We start from the raw sequence: 17,981 nt of genomic DNA, 5'->3' as shown, positions 1-17,981 counted from the left end.
CACCCCCGCCGAGAACGCGCCTGCCAAGAAGCGCGCCGGGGGGCTGAACGGGATGCTGCTGCCCGAGTTGAAGCAGATGGCCGGCGGGCTCGGCATCAAGGGCGCCGGGGGCATGCGCAAGAGCCAGCTCATCGAGGCGATCAAGGCCGCCCAGTCCGGTGGTCAGTCCGGTGGCCAGTCCGGCGCCGGGCAGGCGGGTGGCCAGGGCGGGGGACCGAAGCAGTCCGCCGGCGACCGTCCCGCCGCCGGCGACCGTCCCGCCGCCGAGGGCCGTTCCTCCGCGGACCGAAGCCAGGGTCGCGCCGGTGGCCGCCAGGGTGGCGGTGAGGACCGCGGTGCGGACCACGAGGACCACCCGCGCGGTGACCGCGACCAGAACCGCGAGCAGAACCGCGAGCAGGGTGGCCAGCAGAGGGCCGACCAGGGGCGCGACAACCGCGACCAGCAGAACCGCGAGCAGCAGAACCGCGACCAGCAGAGCCGCGACCAGGGCGGCCAGCAGAACCGGGACCAGGGCGGCCAGCAGAACCGGGACGACGGCCGGGACGACAGCAGCCGCCGCAACCGCCGTCGCCGGGGCCGCGACCGGGAGCGGGGCGACCGCACGACGCGTACCGGGCGCAACGAGCCCGACACCACGGTCCTCGAGGACGACGTCCTCGTGCCGGCGGCCGGCATCCTCGACGTCCTCGACAACTACGCGTTCGTCCGGACCACCGGCTACCTGCCCGGCCCCGACGACGTCTACGTCTCCTTGTCGATGGTGCGCAAGTACGGCCTGCGTCGCGGCGACGCGATCATCGGCCAGGTGCGCCAGCCCCGCGAGGGCGAGCGCAAGGAGAAGTTCAACCCGCTGGTGCGCATCGACAGCATCAACGGCGCCGACCCCGAGCTGGCTCGCAACCGGGTCGACTTCGGCAAGCTGACCCCGCTCTACCCCTCGGAGCGGCTCCGCCTCGAGACCGGCCCGGACAACCTGATCGGCCGGGTCATCGACATCGCCGCGCCGATCGGCAAGGGCCAGCGCGGCCTCATCGTGTCGCCGGCCAAGGCCGGCAAGACGATGATCATGCAGGCGATCGCGAACTCGATCACCACCAACAACCCCGAGGGCCACCTGATGGTGGTGCTGGTCGACGAGCGTCCCGAGGAGGTCACCGACTTCGAGCGCTCGGTCAAGGGCGAGGTGATCTCCTCGACCTTCGACCGCCCGCCGGCCGACCACACGATGGTCGCCGAGCTCGCCATCGAGCGCGCCAAGCGGCTGGTGGAGCTCGGGCACGACGTCGTCGTGCTCCTCGACGGCATCACCCGCCTCGGGCGGGCCTACAACCTGTCCGCGCCCGCGAGCGGTCGGATCCTCTCCGGCGGCGTCGACTCCGCGGCGTTGTACCCGCCGAAGAAGTTCTTCGGCGCGGCCCGCAACATCGAGAACGGCGGCTCGCTGACCATCCTCGCGACCGCGCTGATCGAGAGCGGCTCGAAGATGGACGAGGTCATCTTCGAGGAGTTCAAGGGCACCGGGAACATGGAGATCCGGCTGCGTCGCGACCTCGCGGACAAGCGCCTGTTCCCGGCGATCGACGCGGTCCAGTCGGGCACGCGTCGCGAGGAGCTCCTGATGAGCAAGGAGGAGCTGGCGATCGTCTGGAAGCTGCGCCGGGTGCTCTCCGGGCTGGACGGGCAGCAGGCTCTCGAGCTGCTGTTGGAGCGGTTGAGGAAGTCGCAGACCAACATCGAGTTCCTCCGGCAGGTCCAGCAGACGACGCCGACCGCGATCGGCGGACGCGAGGACTGACCGGTCCAGCCGTGCCTTTAGGCTGCCACCGCGCGCGCTGGCGGATAGGCTGCCCACGCACCTGCCCGAGGAAGGGGACCTGAGTGGCTCGGATCCTGGTTGCGGACGACGACGTCGACATCCGCGAGCTCGTCGAGTTCAAGCTGTCGACGCTCGGTCACGACGTCGTCGCCGTGTCGGACGGCGCGGCCGCCATCGACGCGTGTCGCGCGGAGCGTCCCGACCTTGCGGTGCTCGACGTGATGATGCCCGGCGTCTCCGGCCTCGACGCGATCCGGGCGATCCGCGCCGACCCCGCACTCGCCGACCTGCCGGTGATCCTGCTGACGGCACGGGCACAGGAGTCCGATGTCGAGACCGGCTTCGACTCCGGCGCCGACGACTACATCACCAAGCCGTTCAGCCCGCGCGAGCTGGCCTCCCGCGTTCAGGCTCTGCTCACCCGCTCGGTCTGATCCAGGCTGCTCCAAAGCCGTCCACAGGAGCGGCCGCGGCGCTACGCTCGCGGTGGAGGGTGCGGGGGCACCCCGGGGAGCGGGCGCGTCCGGACAGGCGCGCGGGGGGTGTCGTCGAGCCATGAGCGAGCGCAGCGAGCGAGTACGCGCATGAGCCAGGGGCGTCCGGTCGCACGGCTGGTCCAGCCGCTGATCGTCCGGGTGGCGGCGATGGCGGTGCTGATGGCGGTGATCGCGGTCGCCGGCGTCCTGCTCTCCACGACCGCCGTGAACCGCCTCACCGAGGACCTCCAGCCGGCGGCGGCCGCGAACCAGGACCTCTTCCAGGACCTCACCGACATGTCGGCCGCGGTGGAGGCGTGGTCGGCCGGCGGGCAGCAGGCCGCCGTGGACCGGTTCGGTCAGGCCCTCGCCCGGTTCCCCGCGGACCAGCGGAAGGTCGCCCGGTTCGCCGCCGGCGACAACGAGCTCGAGATGCTGGTGACCCGGCAGGAGCGGGCCGCCACCGTCTGGATCGAGAAGTACGCCCAGCCCCGGATGTCGGCAGCCGGTGGCGTGGCTCCCGAGGGGCCTCAGCTGCGTGGCGGCGCCGCCGCGTTCGACGCGGTCCGGGCCGCCCACCAGGAGACCGCCCAGGCCTTCGACAGCCGGGTGCGCACGGCCCGCAGCGATGCGTCGGTGCGCCTCAAGGGCACCGTGCTCGTCGTCCTCCTGCTCGCGCTCGCGTCGTGGTACGTCGTCTCCCGCGCCCGGCGACGCCTCACCACCGACCTGACCGAGCCGTTGCTGGAGCTCGAACGCGCCGTGCATCGCATGGCGAAGCAGGACGGCGACGTGCGGGCGCCGGAGGCGGGGCCCAAGGAGGTGCGCGCGGTCGCCGCGGCGCTCAACGCGTTCGCGGACGGCCAGCGCCGCGCGCAGGCCGTCGAGGGCAGGATCCAGAACGAGCTGCGCAGCCTCGACACGGCGCGCGACGACTTCGTCTCGAACGTCTCCCACGAGCTGCGCACGCCGTTGACGACGATCAGCGGCTACCTCGAGCTGGTCGCCGAGGAGTTCGAGGACCGCATGGAGCCGCGCCACGAGCGGATGCTCGAGGCGACCCGGCGCAACGTCGACCGGCTCAAGGCGCTGATCGACGACCTGCTGGCGCTGTCGCGGGCCGAGGGCCGCAGCAGCGTCATGGAGCCGGTCGACCTGGGCCTGCTGCTCCGCGAGGTCGTCACCGACGTCCGCATCACCGCCGCGCGCCGCGGGATCCGGTTGGCGGTCGTCACGCCGGAGGACGTCGTCCCCGTGCTCGCCGACCGCGCCATGCTGCACCGGGCGCTGCTCAACGTGCTCACGAACGCGGTGAAGTTCAGCCACGACGAGGGCACCGTCGAGGTCGTCCTCCGGGTGGCCGGCCGCGAGGTCGAGGTCGGTGTGACCGACCACGGCATCGGCATCCCCGCCGCGGAGATCGACCGGCTCGGCACCCGGTTCTTCCGGGCGTCGAACGCCGTGACCAACGAGATCGCCGGCACCGGCCTGGGGCTGCGGATCACGCAGACGATCGTCGACCGGCACTCGGGGGACCTCGTCATCGAGTCGCGCGAGGGGGAGGGCACCACGGTGGCGGTCCGGCTGGCGCTCTCCGGCGAGGGGGCTCCGCCGCCGATGCCACACGAGATCGTGGCCGAGGAGGAGGCGGTGGCAGCGGTCGCGCTGACGCCGGAGGCCGAGCTCGCCGGCACCGACGGGGACCCGTCGACACCACGGATCGTGCCGGCGTTCCCGCGCCGGGGGTAGGCGGCCCGGGAACATCGCGGATTACCACGGTGTTCGAGCCCGTGACACAATCGTGTGCTGGCTCCGGTTCACGTCTCTCGCAGGGAGAGGCGACCCGGCGGCTGAGGAGAGGACACCATGAAGAAGGACATCCACCCGGCGTACGTCGAGACCCAGGTGACCTGCACCTGTGGCGCGTCGTTCACCACCCGCAGCACCGCGACCTCCGGCACGATCCACGCCGACGTGTGCTCGCAGTGCCACCCGTTCTACACCGGCAAGCAGAAGATCCTCGACACCGGCGGCCGCGTCGCCCGCTTCGAGGCCCGCTACGCCAAGAAGGCCGCTCAGGCCAACAAGTAGCAACCCCCAGGCGCCGGTCGCCGCGCTCACGCGCGGGCGGCCGGCGCCTGTGTCGTCTCGGGACCACAGCCGTGGCCCCGAGGGTCTCACCACCCGAAGGAACGTGATGTTCGAGGCCGTCGAAGGGATGCTCGCCGAGCACGCGGAGATCGAGGAGCGGCTCGGTGAGCCCGAGACGCACGCCGACGCCCGGCTCGCCAAGCAGCTCAACCAGCGCTACGCCGCGCTGTCCTCGATCATCGGCGCCTATCGCGAGCTGCAGCAGCTGGCCGACGACGTCGAGGCCGCCGGCGAGCTGGCCCGCGAGGACCCCGCCTTCGCCGAGGAGGCGGAGGCCCTCACCGCGCGCCGGCACGAGGCCGAGGAGCGGCTGCGCCGGCTGCTGGTGCCCCGCGATCCCGCCGACGACAAGGACGCGATCCTCGAGCTGAAGTCGGGCGAGGGCGGGGAGGAGTCGGCGCTGTTCGCCGGCGACCTGCTGCGGATGTACACCCGCTACGCCGAGGCACGCGGGTGGAAGGTCGAGGTCCTCGACGCCGCCGAGTCCGACCTCGGCGGGTACAAGTCCGTCACGGTGGCGGTCAAGGCCAAGGGGACGCCCGAACCCGGCGAGGCGCCGTACGCGCTGCTCAAGTTCGAGGGCGGCGTCCACCGCGTGCAGCGGGTGCCGGTCACCGAGTCCCAGGGCCGGGTCCACACGAGCGCCGCCGGCGTCCTCGTGATGCCCGAGGCCGAGCAGGTCGACGTCCAGATCGACGAGAACGACCTGCGCATCGACGTCTTCCGCAGCAGCGGCCCCGGCGGGCAGAGCGTGAACACCACGGACTCCGCGGTCCGGATCACCCACCTGCCGACGGGCATCGTCGTGAGCTGCCAGAACGAGAAGAGCCAGCTGCAGAACCGGGAGCAGGCCATGCGGATCCTGCGCGCGCGGCTGCTGGCGGCGGCCCAGGAGAAGGCGGACGCCGAGGCCGGGGAGGCACGCCGCAGCCAGGTCCGCACCGTCGACCGTTCGGAGCGGATCCGCACCTACAACTTCCCGGAGAACCGGATCTCCGACCACCGCACGGGCTACAAGTCCTACAACCTCGACCAGGTGCTCGACGGTGACCTGCAGCCGGTGCTCGACTCCTGCGTGGAGGCCGACCTGGCCGCCCGCCTCGAGGCTCTCGAGCAGTGAGGACCCGCCGCGAGCTCCTCCGCGAGGCTGCGGCGCACCTGCACCGGGCCGGGGTCGCGAGCCCCGAGCACGATGCCGCCGAGCTGCTCGCCCACGTCCTGGGCACCACGCGCGGGCAGCTCGTGCTCGTCGAGGAGGTCGCGCCGTCGGCCGTCGACGCGTACGCCGCCCTGCTGGCTCGACGCGCGGCCCGGGAGCCGCTCCAGCACCTGACGGGGGTCGCGCACTTCCGCCATGTCGAGCTGGCCGTCGGGCCGGGGGTCTTCACGCCCCGTCCCGAGACCGAGCTGCTCGCGGGGTGGGCGATCGACCGGGCCGGCGACGGGAGTGTCGTCGTCGACCTGTGCACCGGGTCGGGCGCGATCGCCAAGGCCGTCAAGGACGAGGTGCCCGGCGCCGACGTGCACGCCGTCGAGCTAAGTGAGGACGCGCTCGCCTGGGCCGAGCGCAACCTCGCCGGCACGGGGGTCGACCTGCGACACGGCGACTTCGCGACGGCGTTCGACGACCTGGTCGGCACCGTGGACGTGATCGCGTGCAACCCGCCGTACGTCCCGCTCGAGGCGTGGGAGTCGGTGGCTCCCGAGGCCCGCGACCACGACCCGCACCTCGCCCTGTTCTCGGGCGCCGACGGCCTCGACGCGATCCGGGTGCTCGAGCGGCGTGCCGCCGAGCTGTTGCGTCCCGGGGGAGTGGTCGGCTTCGAGCATGCCGACGTGCAGGGCGAGTCGGCGCCCGCGGTCTTCGCGGCGACCGGCCGGTGGACCGACGTACGAGACCATGCCGACCTGGCGGGCCGCGCGCGCTTCACGACCGCGCGGCTGGCACGATGACCCCGTGAGGCCCGAGCAGTGAGCGAGCGCTACCCGACCGGCACCGACGAGGAGCGCGAGGCCGCCATCGAGGCGGCCAGCCTCGCCGTCCAGCGCGGCGAGCTCATCGTGCTGCCCACCGACACCGTCTACGGCATCGGCGCCGACGCCTTCGACCCCGCGGCGGTCCGCGGTCTGCTCGCGGCCAAGGGCCGCGGACGCGAGATGCCGCCGCCGGTGCTGATCAGCGCCGCCACCACGCTCGATGCCCTGGCCGTGCGCGTGCCCGGCTACGCACGGGCCCTCGTCGAGGCGTTCTGGCCGGGTCCGCTCACGTTGGTGTGCCACCAGCAGTCCTCCCTGCAGTGGGACCTCGGTGACACCCGCGGCACCGTCGCGGTCCGGATGCCCGATCACGACGTCGCGCGCGAGATCCTCGAGCGGACCGGGCCGCTCGCGGTGAGCTCGGCCAACAAGACCGGCATGCCGGCCGCCACCGACGCGGACCAGGCCGAGGAGATGCTCGGCGACGACGTCGCCGTCGTCGTCGACGCCGGACCGGTCGGGCAGGACAGCGTCCCCGGCGCCGAGGCGTCCACGATCATCGACGCCACCGGACCGCAAGGACGTGTGCTGCGCCGCGGAGCGCTCTCGCTCGAGCAGCTCAACGAGGTGCTGGAGCCGTTGGGCGCGACGCTCACCGACGAGGGCTGAGGCCGTGCGGGAGTACCTCCTGGTCTTCCTCGTCGCCGCGGCGACGACGTACCTCCTCACGGTCATCGCCCGGGAGATCGCGCTGCGCACCGGCGCGGTGGCGAAGGTCCGCGACCGCGACGTGCACGCCGTGCCGATCCCCTACCTCGGCGGACTGGCGATGCTCGGGGGACTCGTGGCGGCCTACCTGGTGGCCCGGCAGCTGCCGTTCCTCTCCCAGAGCGGACCGTTCGTCTTCCGCGACGCGGGGATCGTGCTCATCGCCGGAGCCCTGATCTGTGCGGTCGGCGTCCTCGACGACCTCTTCGAGCTCGACGCGCTGACCAAGCTCGGGGGCCAGGTGCTCGCCGCGGGCTTCCTGATCGCCTTCGGCATCCAGTACATCTTCTTCCCCGGCGGCGAGGGCGTGCAGGTCAGCATCGACCCGGCGCAGGGCGCACTGCTCACCGGGTTCATCGTGGTCGCGACCGTCAACGCGGTGAACTTCGTCGACGGCCTCGACGGCCTCGCCACGGGCGTGGTCGGCATGGGCGCGCTGGCGTTCTTCGTCTACTGCTACCAGCTGGCCAACATCAACAACGTCACGCTGGCGACGACCGGTGCGCTGCTCAGCGCCTCGCTGGCCGGTGCGTGCGCGGGGTTCCTGCCGCACAACTTCCACCCGGCCCGGCTGTTCATGGGCGACAGCGGCTCGATGCTGCTCGGCCTGGTGCTCTCGGCCAGCGCGGTCACGCTGACGGGCCAGTTCGACCCCGAGCAGATCAGTGCCGGCGCCGCCGGGTCGCGGGCGAGCTTCGTGCCGACCCTGCTGCCGCTGCTGCTGCCGGTCTCGCTGCTGGTCGTGCCGATCGTGGACCTCGTGCTCGCCGTCGTACGCCGCACCCGGGCGGGCCGCTCGCCCTTCGCCCCGGACAAGCAGCACCTGCACCACCGGCTCCTCGAGATCGGCCACTCGCACCGCCGGGCCGTGCTGATCATGTGGATGTGGGCCGCGCTCGTGGCCTTCGGCACCGTGCTGATCAGCCTCTACAGCACCGAGGCGTGGATGTGGGTGTCGGTCTCGGCGATGGCCGTGCTCACCCTCGGCGTGACGTTCGTGCTGCCCAAGCTGCGCCGGCACCATCCCCTGCCGGACGCCGCTGCGTAGTGTCGCGTGTCGGAAGTTCCTGGATGCTTGGCGTGGTCAGGGCGCGTGCCCTGGCCCGCGCGAAGCGCGTAGGAACTTTGGACACGCGTCGCTAGCCTCGATCCTTCGCGAGGCCAGCGCCTTTGGATCGTTCCGTTTTCAGCCGTCCGGGACCTTGTGTTAACTTTCACAAGCGTCGCCGACCCGCTCGCGACGGCCCCGACATTCGCCTCCCAGGACGGCCGCCACCCATGACGACCGAGACGAACCAGGTCACCCACCACCAGGGGCCACGTGTGCTCCTCGTGGCGACCGGCGGCTCGCTCGCCGTCGGGCTCACCAGCGCCGGCGTCGGGGCGCTCGTCGCCGGGTCGTCGGCCGCCGTCGGAGCCCTGATCGGCACGGCGCTCGTGGTCCTGGTCTTCGCGGGCGGCTCGTTCGCCGTCGACGAGGTGGCCCGCGTGATGCCGGCGGCCGCCCTGCTCGTCGCGCTGCTGACCTACACCCTCCAGGTGCTCGCGATGGGCCTGGCCTTCGTCGCGATCTCGCGCTCGGGGGTCCTGGACCAGACCGCGGACCGGGGCTGGCTGGCCGGCGCGGTGATCGCCGGCACCGCCGGCTGGGTGGTGCTGCAGGTCGCGCTCGCGACGCGGCAGCGGATCCCGGCGTACGACCTGGGTCCGGCCGCTCCGCGTCCCACGACCGCACGGGCGGGTGAACGATGACCGCGCGCTGCTGCTATCGTCCGGGTCGCAATGAGTCAACAGGATCCGCCGCCTGGGACTCAGGAACAACCGTCGGGAGATCCCTGGCACGCCTTCGGGTACATCGTGTCCGGGGTCGCGCTGTACGGCTTCCTGGGCTGGCTGGCCGACCGCTGGCTCGGCACGCAGTTCCTGGTCGCGGTGGGGATCCTGCTCGGCGCGGGACTCGGCATCTACCTGACCTTCGCCCGGTTCAACCGCGCGCAGCCACACGAGCACGAAACGTAGAGGAGAACCGGTGACCTTCGCAGCCTCCGTGGTGCGCACCTCCGAAGGAGACGGGTTCACCCCGCCCGGACCCCACGACTTCGACCTCCCCGCGATCGGTGGCGGTCACGACACCTTCGAGATGTTCGGGCAGACGTTCGTGCTCGGAGTCACCAAGCCGATGCTGCAGGTCGTGCTCGCCGGCATCTTGGTGTTCGCGTTCTTCTACGCCGCGGCGCGCAAGCAGTCGATGGTGCCGAGCCGGCTGCAGTTCATCGGCGAGTCGGGCTACGGCTTCGTCCGCAACTCGCTGGGTCGCGACATCATCGGCGCCCACGACTTCGCCCGGTACGTGCCCTACCTCTTCACGCTGTTCTTCTTCATCCTGCTCAACAACCTCTTCGCGTCGATCCCGTTCATCCAGTTCCCGACGTTCTCGCGCTCGGGCATGGTCTACGGCCTGGCGCTGATGAGCTGGTTCATCTACAACATCGCCGGCATGCGCCGCCACGGCGTGGTGGGCTACTTCAAGCTCCAGTGCGTGCCGGCCGGCATCCGCGGCCCGATGCTGCTGCTGCTGATCCCGCTCGAGTTCATGTCGAACATCCTGGTCCGGCCGGTCACGCTGGCCCTCCGTCTGTTCGCCAACATGTTCGCCGGTCACCTGCTGCTGATCCTGTTCGCGCTGGGCGGCGAGTACATCATCACCGAGATGGCGATCCAGTACGCGCCGGTCGGCATCCTCGCCTGGGTGCTGTTCATCGCGGTGGCGTTCCTGGAGATGCTGATCCAGTTCCTGCAGGCCTACGTGTTCGTCCTGCTGAACGCCATGTACATCTCCGGCGCGCTCGCGGACGAGCACTGATCTCGACCTCTGATCTCCACTCCTGAGCTCCACCCCTGAGTTTCCCCACCTGAAGTAGGAACAACCGAAAGGAAATCGCCGTGGACGGCAACCTGAACATGATCGGCTACGGCCTGGCGGCCATCGGCCCCGGTGTGGGTATCGGCCTGATCTTCGCCGCGTACATCAACGGTGTCGCGCGCCAGCCCGAGGCCCAGAGCCGGCTGCAGTCGATCGCGATCCTGGGCTTCGCGCTCGCCGAGGCGCTCGCGATCATCGGTATCGCCCTCGCGTTCGTTCTCTGACCGGTCCGACCGCGACCGACGTAGGACCGGAAGGACCCGCCATGCAAGCACTGCTCGCCGCACCGTTGGCGAAGGCCGAGGAGCTCAACCCGCTCCTCCCGCACGCGATCGAGATCGTCCTCTCGCTCGTGGTGTTCGGCCTGCTGCTCTTCGCCGTCCAGAAGTTCGTGACGCCGAGGTTCGAGCAGATCTACACCGAGCGCACCCAGGCGATCGAGGGCGGCCTGGCCGCGGCCGAGACCAAGCAGGCCGAGGCCGATGCCAAGCTCGCCGACCTCGAGCAGCAGCTCGCCGAGGCCCGGCACGAGGCGGCCCGGATCCGCGAGGAGGCTCGCGAGCAGGGTGCGCAGATCATCGCCGAGATGCGTGAGCAGGCCCAGGCCGACGCCGCGCGGATCGTCGAGCACGGCAAGACGCAGATCGAGGCCGAGCGCCAGCAGGCGGTCACCTCGCTGCGAGCCGAGGTCGGCGCCCTGGCGACCAGCCTCGCCGGCCGGATCGTCGGGGAGAGCCTCGAGGACGACGAGCGCTCCGCTCGCGTCGTCGAGCGGTTCCTCGCCGACCTCGAGACCATCGAGGCGGCCCAGGCCACGGGTGGCGGGGCGAGCTGATGGTCCAGCAGCTCAGCTCGCTGCGCGGCTCGTCCGCCGAGGCCCTCCAGGTCCTCGGCGAGCAGGTCGACGGCGACCGCTACACGCTCGAGGAGTTCGCGGCCCTCGCCGACGACCTCTTCCGGGCGGCCGCACTGCTGCGCTCGGAGCCGGCATTGCGGCGGGCGGTGACCGACGTGTCGACGCCTGCCGAGGCGAAGGCCTCGCTGGTGCACGCCCTGCTCGACGGCAAGCTCGGGCAGCCCGCGGTGGACCTGCTCGCGCAGGCCGTCGGGATGCGCTGGGTCGCCGCCCGCGACCTGGCCGACACGATCGAGCACCTCGGCGTCGTCGCCGCGGTGCGCTCAGCGGGTCGTCGCGAGTCCGTGCGACTCGCCGACGAGCTCTTCGTCGTCGCCCAGGTCGTCGAGGAGAACGCCGACCTACGGATCGCGCTCTCGGACCCGGTCCGGTCGGGCGAGGACAAGCGGCAGCTGCTGCGGCGGCTGCTCGCGGAGCGGGCGCTGCCCGCGACGGTCACGCTGGTCGAGCAGGCCCTCGCCGGGTCGTTCCGCTCGTTCCACGCCGCGATCACGGAGTACCAGAAGGTCGCCGCGGCGACCCAGGGCGAAGGGGTCGCGCTCGTCCGCGTCGCCCGTGAGCTCACCGAGGCGGAGCGCAGCCGCCTCGAGCAGGCACTGAGCACCCAGTACGCCCGGCCGGTGCACCTCAACATCGAGGTGGACCCGAGCCTGCTGGGCGGCATGCGGGTCGAGATCGGCGACGACGTCATCGACGGCACCGTCGTGTCCCGCCTGGACGACGCACGACGGAGACTGGCCGGCTGAGGCCGGTCAGCACCAGACCACACACGAGAGCCCAGGAGAGTAGGGACACAGACATGACGGAGCTTTCGATCCGGCCCGACGAGATCCGCGACGCGCTGCAGCGGTTCGTCTCCGACTACCAGCCCGACGCCGCCAGCAAGGAGGAGGTCGGCACCGTCGCGCAGGCCGGCGACGGCATCGCCCGCGTCAGCGGCCTTCCCTCGGCGATGGCCAACGAGCTGCTGGAGTTCGAGGACGGCACCATGGGCCTCGCGCTCAACCTCGACACCCGCGAGATCGGTGTCGTCATCCTCGGTGACTTCGAGAACATCGAGGAGGGCCAGACCGTCCGGCGTACCGGCGAGATCCTCTCGGTGCCCGTGGGCGACAACTTCCTGGGCCGCGTGGTCGACCCGCTCGGCAAGCCGATCGACGGCCTCGGCGAGATCGAGTCCGACACCCGTCGTGCCCTCGAGCTCCAGGCGCCGACGGTGATGCAGCGCAAGTCGGTCCACGAGCCGCTCGCGACGGGCATCAAGGCGATCGACTCGATGACCCCGATCGGCCGCGGCCAGCGCCAGCTGATCATCGGCGACCGCGCCACCGGCAAGACCACGATCGCCATCGACACGATCATCAACCAGAAGCAGAACTGGGACTCCGGCGACCCGTCGAAGCAGGTGCGCTGCATCTACGTCGCCATCGGTCAGAAGGGCTCGACGATCGCCTCGGTGCGCGGCGCGCTCGAGGAGGCCGGCGCGCTCGAGTACACCACGATCGTGGCGTCCCCGGCGTCCGACAGCGCGGGCTTCAAGTACCTCGCCCCCTACACCGGCTCGGCCATCGGCCAGCACTGGATGTACGACGGCAAGCACGTCCTGATCATCTTCGACGACCTCACCAAGCAGGCCGAGGCCTACCGCGCCGTGTCGCTGCTGCTGCGCCGCCCGCCGGGCCGCGAGGCCTACCCCGGCGACGTGTTCTACCTGCACAGCCGGCTGCTGGAGCGCTGCGCCAAGCTGTCCGACGACATGGGCGCCGGATCGATGACCGGCCTGCCGATCATCGAGACCAAGGCCAACGACGTGTCGGCGTACATCCCGACCAACGTCATCTCGATCACCGACGGCCAGATCTTCCTCCAGTCGGACCTGTTCGCATCCAACCAGCGCCCGGCGATCGACGTCGGTGTGTCGGTGTCGCGCGTGGGTGGCTCGGCGATGACCAAGGCGATGAAGGCCGTCACCGGCTCGCTCAAGGTCGACCTCGCGCAGTTCCGCGCGATGGAGGCGTTCGCGATGTTCGCCTCGGACCTCGACGCCGCCTCGCGTCAGCAGCTCGACCGCGGCCAGCGCCTGATGGCGCTGCTCAAGCAGCCGGCGTACTCGCCGTACCCGCTCGAGGAGATGACCGTCTCCCTGTGGCTCGGCACCAGCGGCCGGCTCGACAAGGTCCCGACCGAGGACGTGCTGCGCTTCGAGCGTGAGTTCCTCGACTTCCTGCGCCGCTCGCACGACGGGATCCTCTCGACGATCCGCGAGACGCAGAAGTTCGAGGACGACACCGAGTCCTCGCTCGTGGACGCCTACGACTCCTTCCTCGGCCAGTTCGAGACCTCCGAGGGTGGCTCGATCAAGGTCGGGCACGAGCCCGAGGCCGCGGCGCTGGCCGACGAGGACGTCGAGCAGGAGCAGATCGTCAAGCAGAAGAGGTCGTAGAGCATGGCCGTATCGCTGCGCGAGTACCGCGCGCGGATCAGGTCGACGGAGTCGATGAAGAAGATCACGCGCGCCATGGAGCTCATCGCTGCGTCTCGCATCATCAAGGCGCAGCAGCGGGCCCAGTCCGCTGCGCCGTATGCGCGTGAGCTGACCCGGGCGGTCTCGGCCGTGGCGACGTACTCCAACGTCGACCACCCCCTCACCCGCGAGCCGGAGAACCCGCAGCGGGTCGCGATGCTCATCGTGACCAGCGACCGGGGCCTCGCCGGCGCGTACTCCTCGAGCGTGCTCAAGGAGGCCGAGCGGCTGGCCGAGAAGCTGCGTGGCGAGGGGAAGGACATCGACGTCTACCTCTGCGGCCGCAAGGGCGAGGCCTACCACCGGTTCCGCAACCGGCCCGTGGTCCGGTCGTGGACCGGGTTCTCCGACCAGCCGTCGTACGAGGCGGCGCTCGAGGTCGGCAGCACGCTGATCGACGCGTTCCTCGACGAGGACGGCGAGCACGCCGTGGACGAGGTGCACGTGGTCTACACGCGGTTCCGCTCCATGCTCGTGCAGGAGCCGACCGCGGTGCGACTGCTGCCGCTGGAGGTCGTCGAGGGCGAGGAGCGGCCGGCCGGTGACGAGATGCTGCCGCTCTACGAGTTCGAGCCCTCGGCCGAGGCGGTGCTCGACAGCCTGCTGCCGCAGTACGTCGAGAGCCGGATCTTCTTCGCCTTCCTGCAGGCAGCGGCCTCCGAGCTCGCCGCCCGCCAGAAGGCCATGAAGTCGGCCACCGACAACGCCGACGAACTCATCAAGAAGTACACACGGATCGCCAACCAGGCCCGCCAGGCCGGCATTACCCAGGAAATCAGCGAGATCGTCGGAGGCGTCAACGCGCTCGCCGACGCACAAGCCGGGAGTGAGTGAAGACATGACTGCAACGATCGAAGAGACCCAGGAGACCGGCTCCGCTGGCGTCGGTCGCATCGCCCGGGTCATTGGCCCGGTCGTCGACGTCGAGTTCCCGGTGGACTCGATGCCCGACATCTACAACAAGCTCGAGTGCGAGCTGTCCCTCGCCGGCGAGGCCAAGACCCTCTCGCTCGAGGTGGCCCAGCACATCGGTGACGGCATGATCCGCGCGATCTCGCTGCAGCCGACCGACGGACTGGTCCGCGGTGCGCAGGTGACCGACACCGGCGGGCCGATCACCGTGCCCGTCGGCGACGCCACCCTCGGCAAGGTCTTCAACACCCTCGGCGAGGTCCTCAACCTCGAGGAGGGCGAGACCTTCGAGGTCAAGGAGCGCTGGGGCATCCACCGCAAGGCGCCCGCGTTCGACCAGCTGGAGTCCAAGACCCAGATGTTCGAGACCGGCATCAAGGTCATCGACCTGCTCACGCCGTACGTCCAGGGCGGCAAGATCGGCCTGTTCGGCGGCGCCGGCGTCGGCAAGACCGTGCTCATCCAGGAGATGATCGCGCGCGTCGCGAAGGACCACGGTGGTGTCTCGGTGTTCGCCGGTGTCGGCGAGCGCACCCGTGAGGGCAACGACCTGATCGTGGAGATGGACGAGGCCGGCGTCATCGGCCAGACCGCCCTCGTGTTCGGTCAGATGGACGAGCCGCCGGGCACCCGCCTGCGGGTCGCGCTGTCCGCGCTGACGATGGCGGAGTACTTCCGCGACGTGCAGGGCCAGGACGTGCTGCTGTTCATCGACAACATCTTCCGGTTCACCCAGGCCGGCTCGGAGGTGTCGACCCTGCTGGGTCGGATGCCCTCCGCTGTGGGCTACCAGCCCAACCTGGCCGACGAGATGGGCACGCTGCAGGAGCGGATCACCTCGACGCGCGGTCACTCGATCACCTCGATGCAGGCGATCTACGTGCCCGCCGACGACTACACCGACCCGGCGCCGGCGACCACGTTCGCCCACCTCGACGCGACCACCGAGCTCTCGCGTGAGATCGCCTCGCTCGGCATCTACCCGGCCGTGGACCCGCTGACCTCGACCTCGCGGATCCTCGACCCGCAGTACATCGGGCAGGCGCACTACGACTGCGCGATCCGGATCAAGCAGATCCTGCAGCGTAACAAGGAGCTGCAGGACATCATCGCGATCCTCGGCGTCGACGAGCTCTCCGAAGAGGACAAGATCATCGTGTCCCGCGCTCGCCGGATCCAGCGGTTCCTGTCGCAGAACACCTACGTGGCCAAGCAGTTCACCGGCATCGAGGGCTCGACGGTCCCCGTGTCGGAGACCATCGAGGCGTTCAACAAGATCGCCGACGGCGAGTACGACCACGTGGCCGAGCAGGCCTTCTTCATGTGCGGCGGTCTGGACGACGTCGAGCAGAAGTGGGCCGAGATCCAGAAGAGCCTCTGATGGAGCACCTCCACGTCGAGCTCGTCGCCGCCGACCGGACCGTGTGGTCCGGTGAGGCGGAGATGGTGATCGCGCGGACCACCGAGGGCGACGTCGGTGTGCTGCGCGGTCACGCGCCGCTGCTCTCGCTGCTCACCGACGCGGTCGTCGAGATCTCGACCTCCGACGGCGGGGTGGTCGTCGCCGCGGTCGACGGGGGCTTCCTGTCGGTCGCCAACGACCGGGTGTCGGTGCTCTCCCAGCGAGCGCTGCTGCCCGAGGAGATCGACGTCGACGAGGCGCGCGTCGAGCTGGAGGAGGCGCGCGGCCTGATCGGGGCCAACGACGAGGCGGAGCGCCGGCTGCGCCGCGCCGAGGCGCGGATCCGGGCGGTCGAGCGGGCGTCCTGACCGACCCCTCGCCGGCCGTGTTGCGCGTCCCGCTAGGGTGAGGACCCCTGGGGGTGCACGCGGTCGGACGGAGGGGGCTGGATGCCGGTATGGCAGTGGCTGCTCGATGCAGCCGGTGTGCTGCTCGGCATCGTCGTGCTCTACGGCCTCGGCCTCGTCCTGCGCCGCCGTCTGCTCTCGCGGAACGGCGGCACCTTCGAGCTCAGCTACCGCGTCCGGGACTCACATCCCGGACGCGGTTGGCTTCTCGGGCTCGGTCGCTACTCCGGTGAGTCACTGGAGTGGTTCCGCTACTTCTCGCTCTGGCCGCGCCCCAAGCGCGTGCTGCTGCGCTCGCGGCTCGTGTTCACCGGCCGGCGCACGCCGGAGGGCGTGGAGCAGATGTCGCTCTACCCCGACCACGTGGTGATCTCCTGCACGACCCCCGACGGCGTGGTCGAGCTCGCGATGTCGCCCGCCTCCCTCATGGGCTTCCAGTCCTGGCTCGAGGCCGGCCCGCCCGGCACCGACTGGACCCGCACCCCCCGTTGACGCCGAGTCGGCGCCAGTTTCCCCTCCACCTGCGCCGAGTCGGCGCCAGTTTCCGGAAACTGGCGCCGACTCGAGGTGCTCTGGGTGGAAACTGGCGCCGACTCGAGGTTCTCTGGGCGGAAACTGGCGCCGACTCGGCGCGGATCAGGCAGTGGGCGCTTCGTTCTCGTAGAGGCGGGGGACGGGGTGGTTCGCGGCGAAGATGCCGTGCGGGTCCACCGCGCTGCGGATGCCGGTGAGCTGGGTCCACACGTCGGCGCCGTACGCCGCACGGGTGTCCACCGGGTTCTCCGCGAAGTTGAGGTACTCGCGGCCGTTGCCGAAGGGCGCGAGCGCCTCGGTGAGGCGCACGGCGTCGGCGTGGGCCCGGGCGCCGATCTCCGGGGTGGCCGCGATGCCGCCGGCGAAGGTCGCGAACTGGCCGTCGAGCCGGTTCAGCACGCCGCCGCCCTCGTGGGGGCGTCCGAGCGCCCCGCCGAGCTGACGGAGCTCGGCCATCAGCAGCGTCGTCCGGGCGTCCGGGCCGGCCTCGGCAAGGAAGGCGTCGATCGCGGCGTCGGGGAAGGACGCGAGCATCGCGCTGTCCGAGGCGAACGGTGCGCCACCCTCGGGATCCATGTGCAACCGCACCAGCGACTTCGCAGGGACGCGGGCGAACGTGTCCACCTCGGGCTGCAGCGCGCGCAGACCGGCCAGCAGCTCCTCGCCGCGGTCGTCGGAGCCCAGCACGGCGCCGTCGATCACCACCAGCTCGCGGCCGCGGAGGAACTCCGGCAGGTCCGGCATCTCCGGCAGCCGCATGGCGCGGAAGGCGGTGGTGACCTCGTCGGGGGCGCCCGGGGCCCAAGCGGCCCACTCCCGCAGCACCGGCTCGATGTCGCGGAGGTCCCACAGGAGGAAGCCGGCGTACGCCGTCTCGATGTCGTACATCTTGAACTCCAGCGCGGTGACCACGCCGAAGCTGCCGCCACCGCCGCGGATCGCCCAGAACAGCTCGCGGTTGGTGGTGTCGTCGGCCCGGACCAGGCTGCCGTCGCCGATGACGAGCTCGACCGCGGTGAGGCTGTTCGCGGCCAGGCCGAGCGTGCGGGCGTACCAGCCGATGCCGCCGCCGAGCGAGTAGCCGGCGATGCCGACGTCGGGAGAGGAGCCGTGGAGGCCGGCGAGCCCGTGGTCGGAGAGGCCCGGCGTGACCTTCTCCCACTTGGTCGCCG

The 17,981-nt window shown here is 71.0% G+C and carries 20 protein-coding genes; 19 read left to right on the top strand and 1 reads right to left on the bottom strand.

The window, feature by feature from the left end; translation table 11 throughout:
- The 19 genes from rho to VGD85_RS20040 all read left to right on the top strand — a co-directional run.
- The coding region (gene rho, locus VGD85_RS20130) for a transcription termination factor Rho (RefSeq protein WP_414690843.1) at positions 1 to 1,798 on the top strand (1,798 nt) is incomplete at its 5' end.
- Between the two features lie 83 nt (positions 1,799 to 1,881).
- Positions 1,882 to 2,253 (top strand): response regulator transcription factor, encoded by a 372-nt coding sequence (locus VGD85_RS20125; RefSeq protein ID WP_331065210.1) that lies wholly within the window; start codon positions 1,882 to 1,884, stop codon positions 2,251 to 2,253.
- A gap of 150 nt (positions 2,254 to 2,403) precedes the next feature.
- The gene (locus VGD85_RS20120; RefSeq protein WP_331065209.1) at positions 2,404 to 4,044 is read left to right on the top strand and encodes a sensor histidine kinase; all 1,641 of its coding nucleotides are present in this window, start codon (positions 2,404 to 2,406) and stop codon (positions 4,042 to 4,044) included.
- Positions 4,045 to 4,161: 117 nt separating this feature from the next.
- Positions 4,162 to 4,386, top strand: coding sequence for a 50S ribosomal protein L31 (gene rpmE / locus VGD85_RS20115; RefSeq protein ID WP_331065208.1), 225 nt, complete (start codon positions 4,162 to 4,164; stop codon positions 4,384 to 4,386).
- Between the two features lie 106 nt (positions 4,387 to 4,492).
- Entirely contained in the window at positions 4,493 to 5,566 is a 1,074-nt protein-coding gene (gene prfA / locus VGD85_RS20110) for a peptide chain release factor 1 (protein WP_331065207.1), read from the top strand.
- Positions 5,563 to 6,399 carry a peptide chain release factor N(5)-glutamine methyltransferase gene (gene prmC / locus VGD85_RS20105; protein ID WP_331065206.1) on the top strand — a complete coding sequence of 279 codons (837 nt, stop codon included), beginning with the start codon at positions 5,563 to 5,565 and terminating at the stop codon, positions 6,397 to 6,399. Before prfA ends, prmC begins: the two co-directional genes overlap by 4 nt.
- 18 nt (positions 6,400 to 6,417) lie before the next feature.
- Complete coding sequence (locus VGD85_RS20100; RefSeq protein ID WP_331065205.1) at positions 6,418 to 7,092, top strand: L-threonylcarbamoyladenylate synthase; 675 nt, start codon at positions 6,418 to 6,420, stop codon at positions 7,090 to 7,092.
- Positions 7,093 to 7,096: 4 nt separating this feature from the next.
- On the top strand, positions 7,097 to 8,239 hold the full coding sequence (locus VGD85_RS20095) for an MraY family glycosyltransferase (protein ID WP_331065204.1): 1,143 nt from the start codon (positions 7,097 to 7,099) through the stop codon (positions 8,237 to 8,239).
- 230 nt (positions 8,240 to 8,469) lie between these two features.
- Positions 8,470 to 8,943, top strand: a complete 474-nt coding sequence (locus VGD85_RS20090) for a hypothetical protein (RefSeq protein ID WP_331065203.1) — start codon at positions 8,470 to 8,472, stop codon at positions 8,941 to 8,943.
- A 105-nt stretch (positions 8,944 to 9,048) separates the two neighbouring features.
- Positions 9,049 to 9,210 carry a hypothetical protein gene (locus VGD85_RS20085; RefSeq protein WP_331065202.1) on the top strand — a complete coding sequence of 54 codons (162 nt, stop codon included), beginning with the start codon at positions 9,049 to 9,051 and terminating at the stop codon, positions 9,208 to 9,210.
- Positions 9,211 to 9,220: 10 nt separating this feature from the next.
- Positions 9,221 to 10,054, top strand: a complete 834-nt coding sequence (atpB, locus tag VGD85_RS20080) for a F0F1 ATP synthase subunit A (protein WP_331065201.1) — start codon at positions 9,221 to 9,223, stop codon at positions 10,052 to 10,054.
- Between the two features lie 98 nt (positions 10,055 to 10,152).
- On the top strand, positions 10,153 to 10,338 hold the full coding sequence (gene atpE, locus VGD85_RS20075) for an ATP synthase F0 subunit C (RefSeq protein WP_216942337.1): 186 nt from the start codon (positions 10,153 to 10,155) through the stop codon (positions 10,336 to 10,338).
- A 41-nt stretch (positions 10,339 to 10,379) separates the two neighbouring features.
- Complete coding sequence (locus VGD85_RS20070; RefSeq protein ID WP_414690841.1) at positions 10,380 to 10,949, top strand: F0F1 ATP synthase subunit B; 570 nt, start codon at positions 10,380 to 10,382, stop codon at positions 10,947 to 10,949.
- Positions 10,949 to 11,776 carry a F0F1 ATP synthase subunit delta gene (locus VGD85_RS20065; RefSeq protein WP_331065199.1) on the top strand — a complete coding sequence of 276 codons (828 nt, stop codon included), beginning with the start codon at positions 10,949 to 10,951 and terminating at the stop codon, positions 11,774 to 11,776. Before VGD85_RS20070 ends, VGD85_RS20065 begins: the two co-directional genes overlap by 1 nt.
- 53 nt (positions 11,777 to 11,829) lie before the next feature.
- Entirely contained in the window at positions 11,830 to 13,473 is a 1,644-nt protein-coding gene (gene atpA / locus VGD85_RS20060; RefSeq protein WP_331065198.1) for a F0F1 ATP synthase subunit alpha, read from the top strand.
- Positions 13,474 to 13,476: 3 nt separating this feature from the next.
- The gene (locus VGD85_RS20055; protein WP_331065197.1) at positions 13,477 to 14,388 is read left to right on the top strand and encodes a F0F1 ATP synthase subunit gamma; all 912 of its coding nucleotides are present in this window, start codon (positions 13,477 to 13,479) and stop codon (positions 14,386 to 14,388) included.
- A gap of 4 nt (positions 14,389 to 14,392) precedes the next feature.
- Positions 14,393 to 15,847 carry a F0F1 ATP synthase subunit beta gene (gene atpD / locus VGD85_RS20050; protein WP_331065196.1) on the top strand — a complete coding sequence of 485 codons (1,455 nt, stop codon included), beginning with the start codon at positions 14,393 to 14,395 and terminating at the stop codon, positions 15,845 to 15,847.
- Positions 15,847 to 16,236, top strand: a complete 390-nt coding sequence (locus VGD85_RS20045) for a F0F1 ATP synthase subunit epsilon (RefSeq protein WP_331065195.1) — start codon at positions 15,847 to 15,849, stop codon at positions 16,234 to 16,236. Before atpD ends, VGD85_RS20045 begins: the two co-directional genes overlap by 1 nt.
- Before the next feature lie 81 nt (positions 16,237 to 16,317).
- Complete coding sequence (locus VGD85_RS20040) at positions 16,318 to 16,767, top strand: DUF2550 domain-containing protein (protein ID WP_331065194.1); 450 nt, start codon at positions 16,318 to 16,320, stop codon at positions 16,765 to 16,767.
- A 144-nt stretch (positions 16,768 to 16,911) separates the two neighbouring features.
- Here VGD85_RS20040 and VGD85_RS20035 read toward each other — a convergent pair.
- The coding region (locus VGD85_RS20035; RefSeq protein WP_331065193.1) for an FAD-linked oxidase at positions 16,912 to 17,981 on the bottom strand (1,070 nt) is incomplete at its 5' end.

Origin of the sequence: Nocardioides sp., assembly GCF_036401255.1 — a bacterium.
Lineage (GTDB): Bacteria > Actinomycetota > Actinomycetes > Propionibacteriales > Nocardioidaceae > Nocardioides.
Note: the sequence above shows the minus strand (reverse complement) of the source record. Positions and strands in the feature narration are given on the sequence as shown.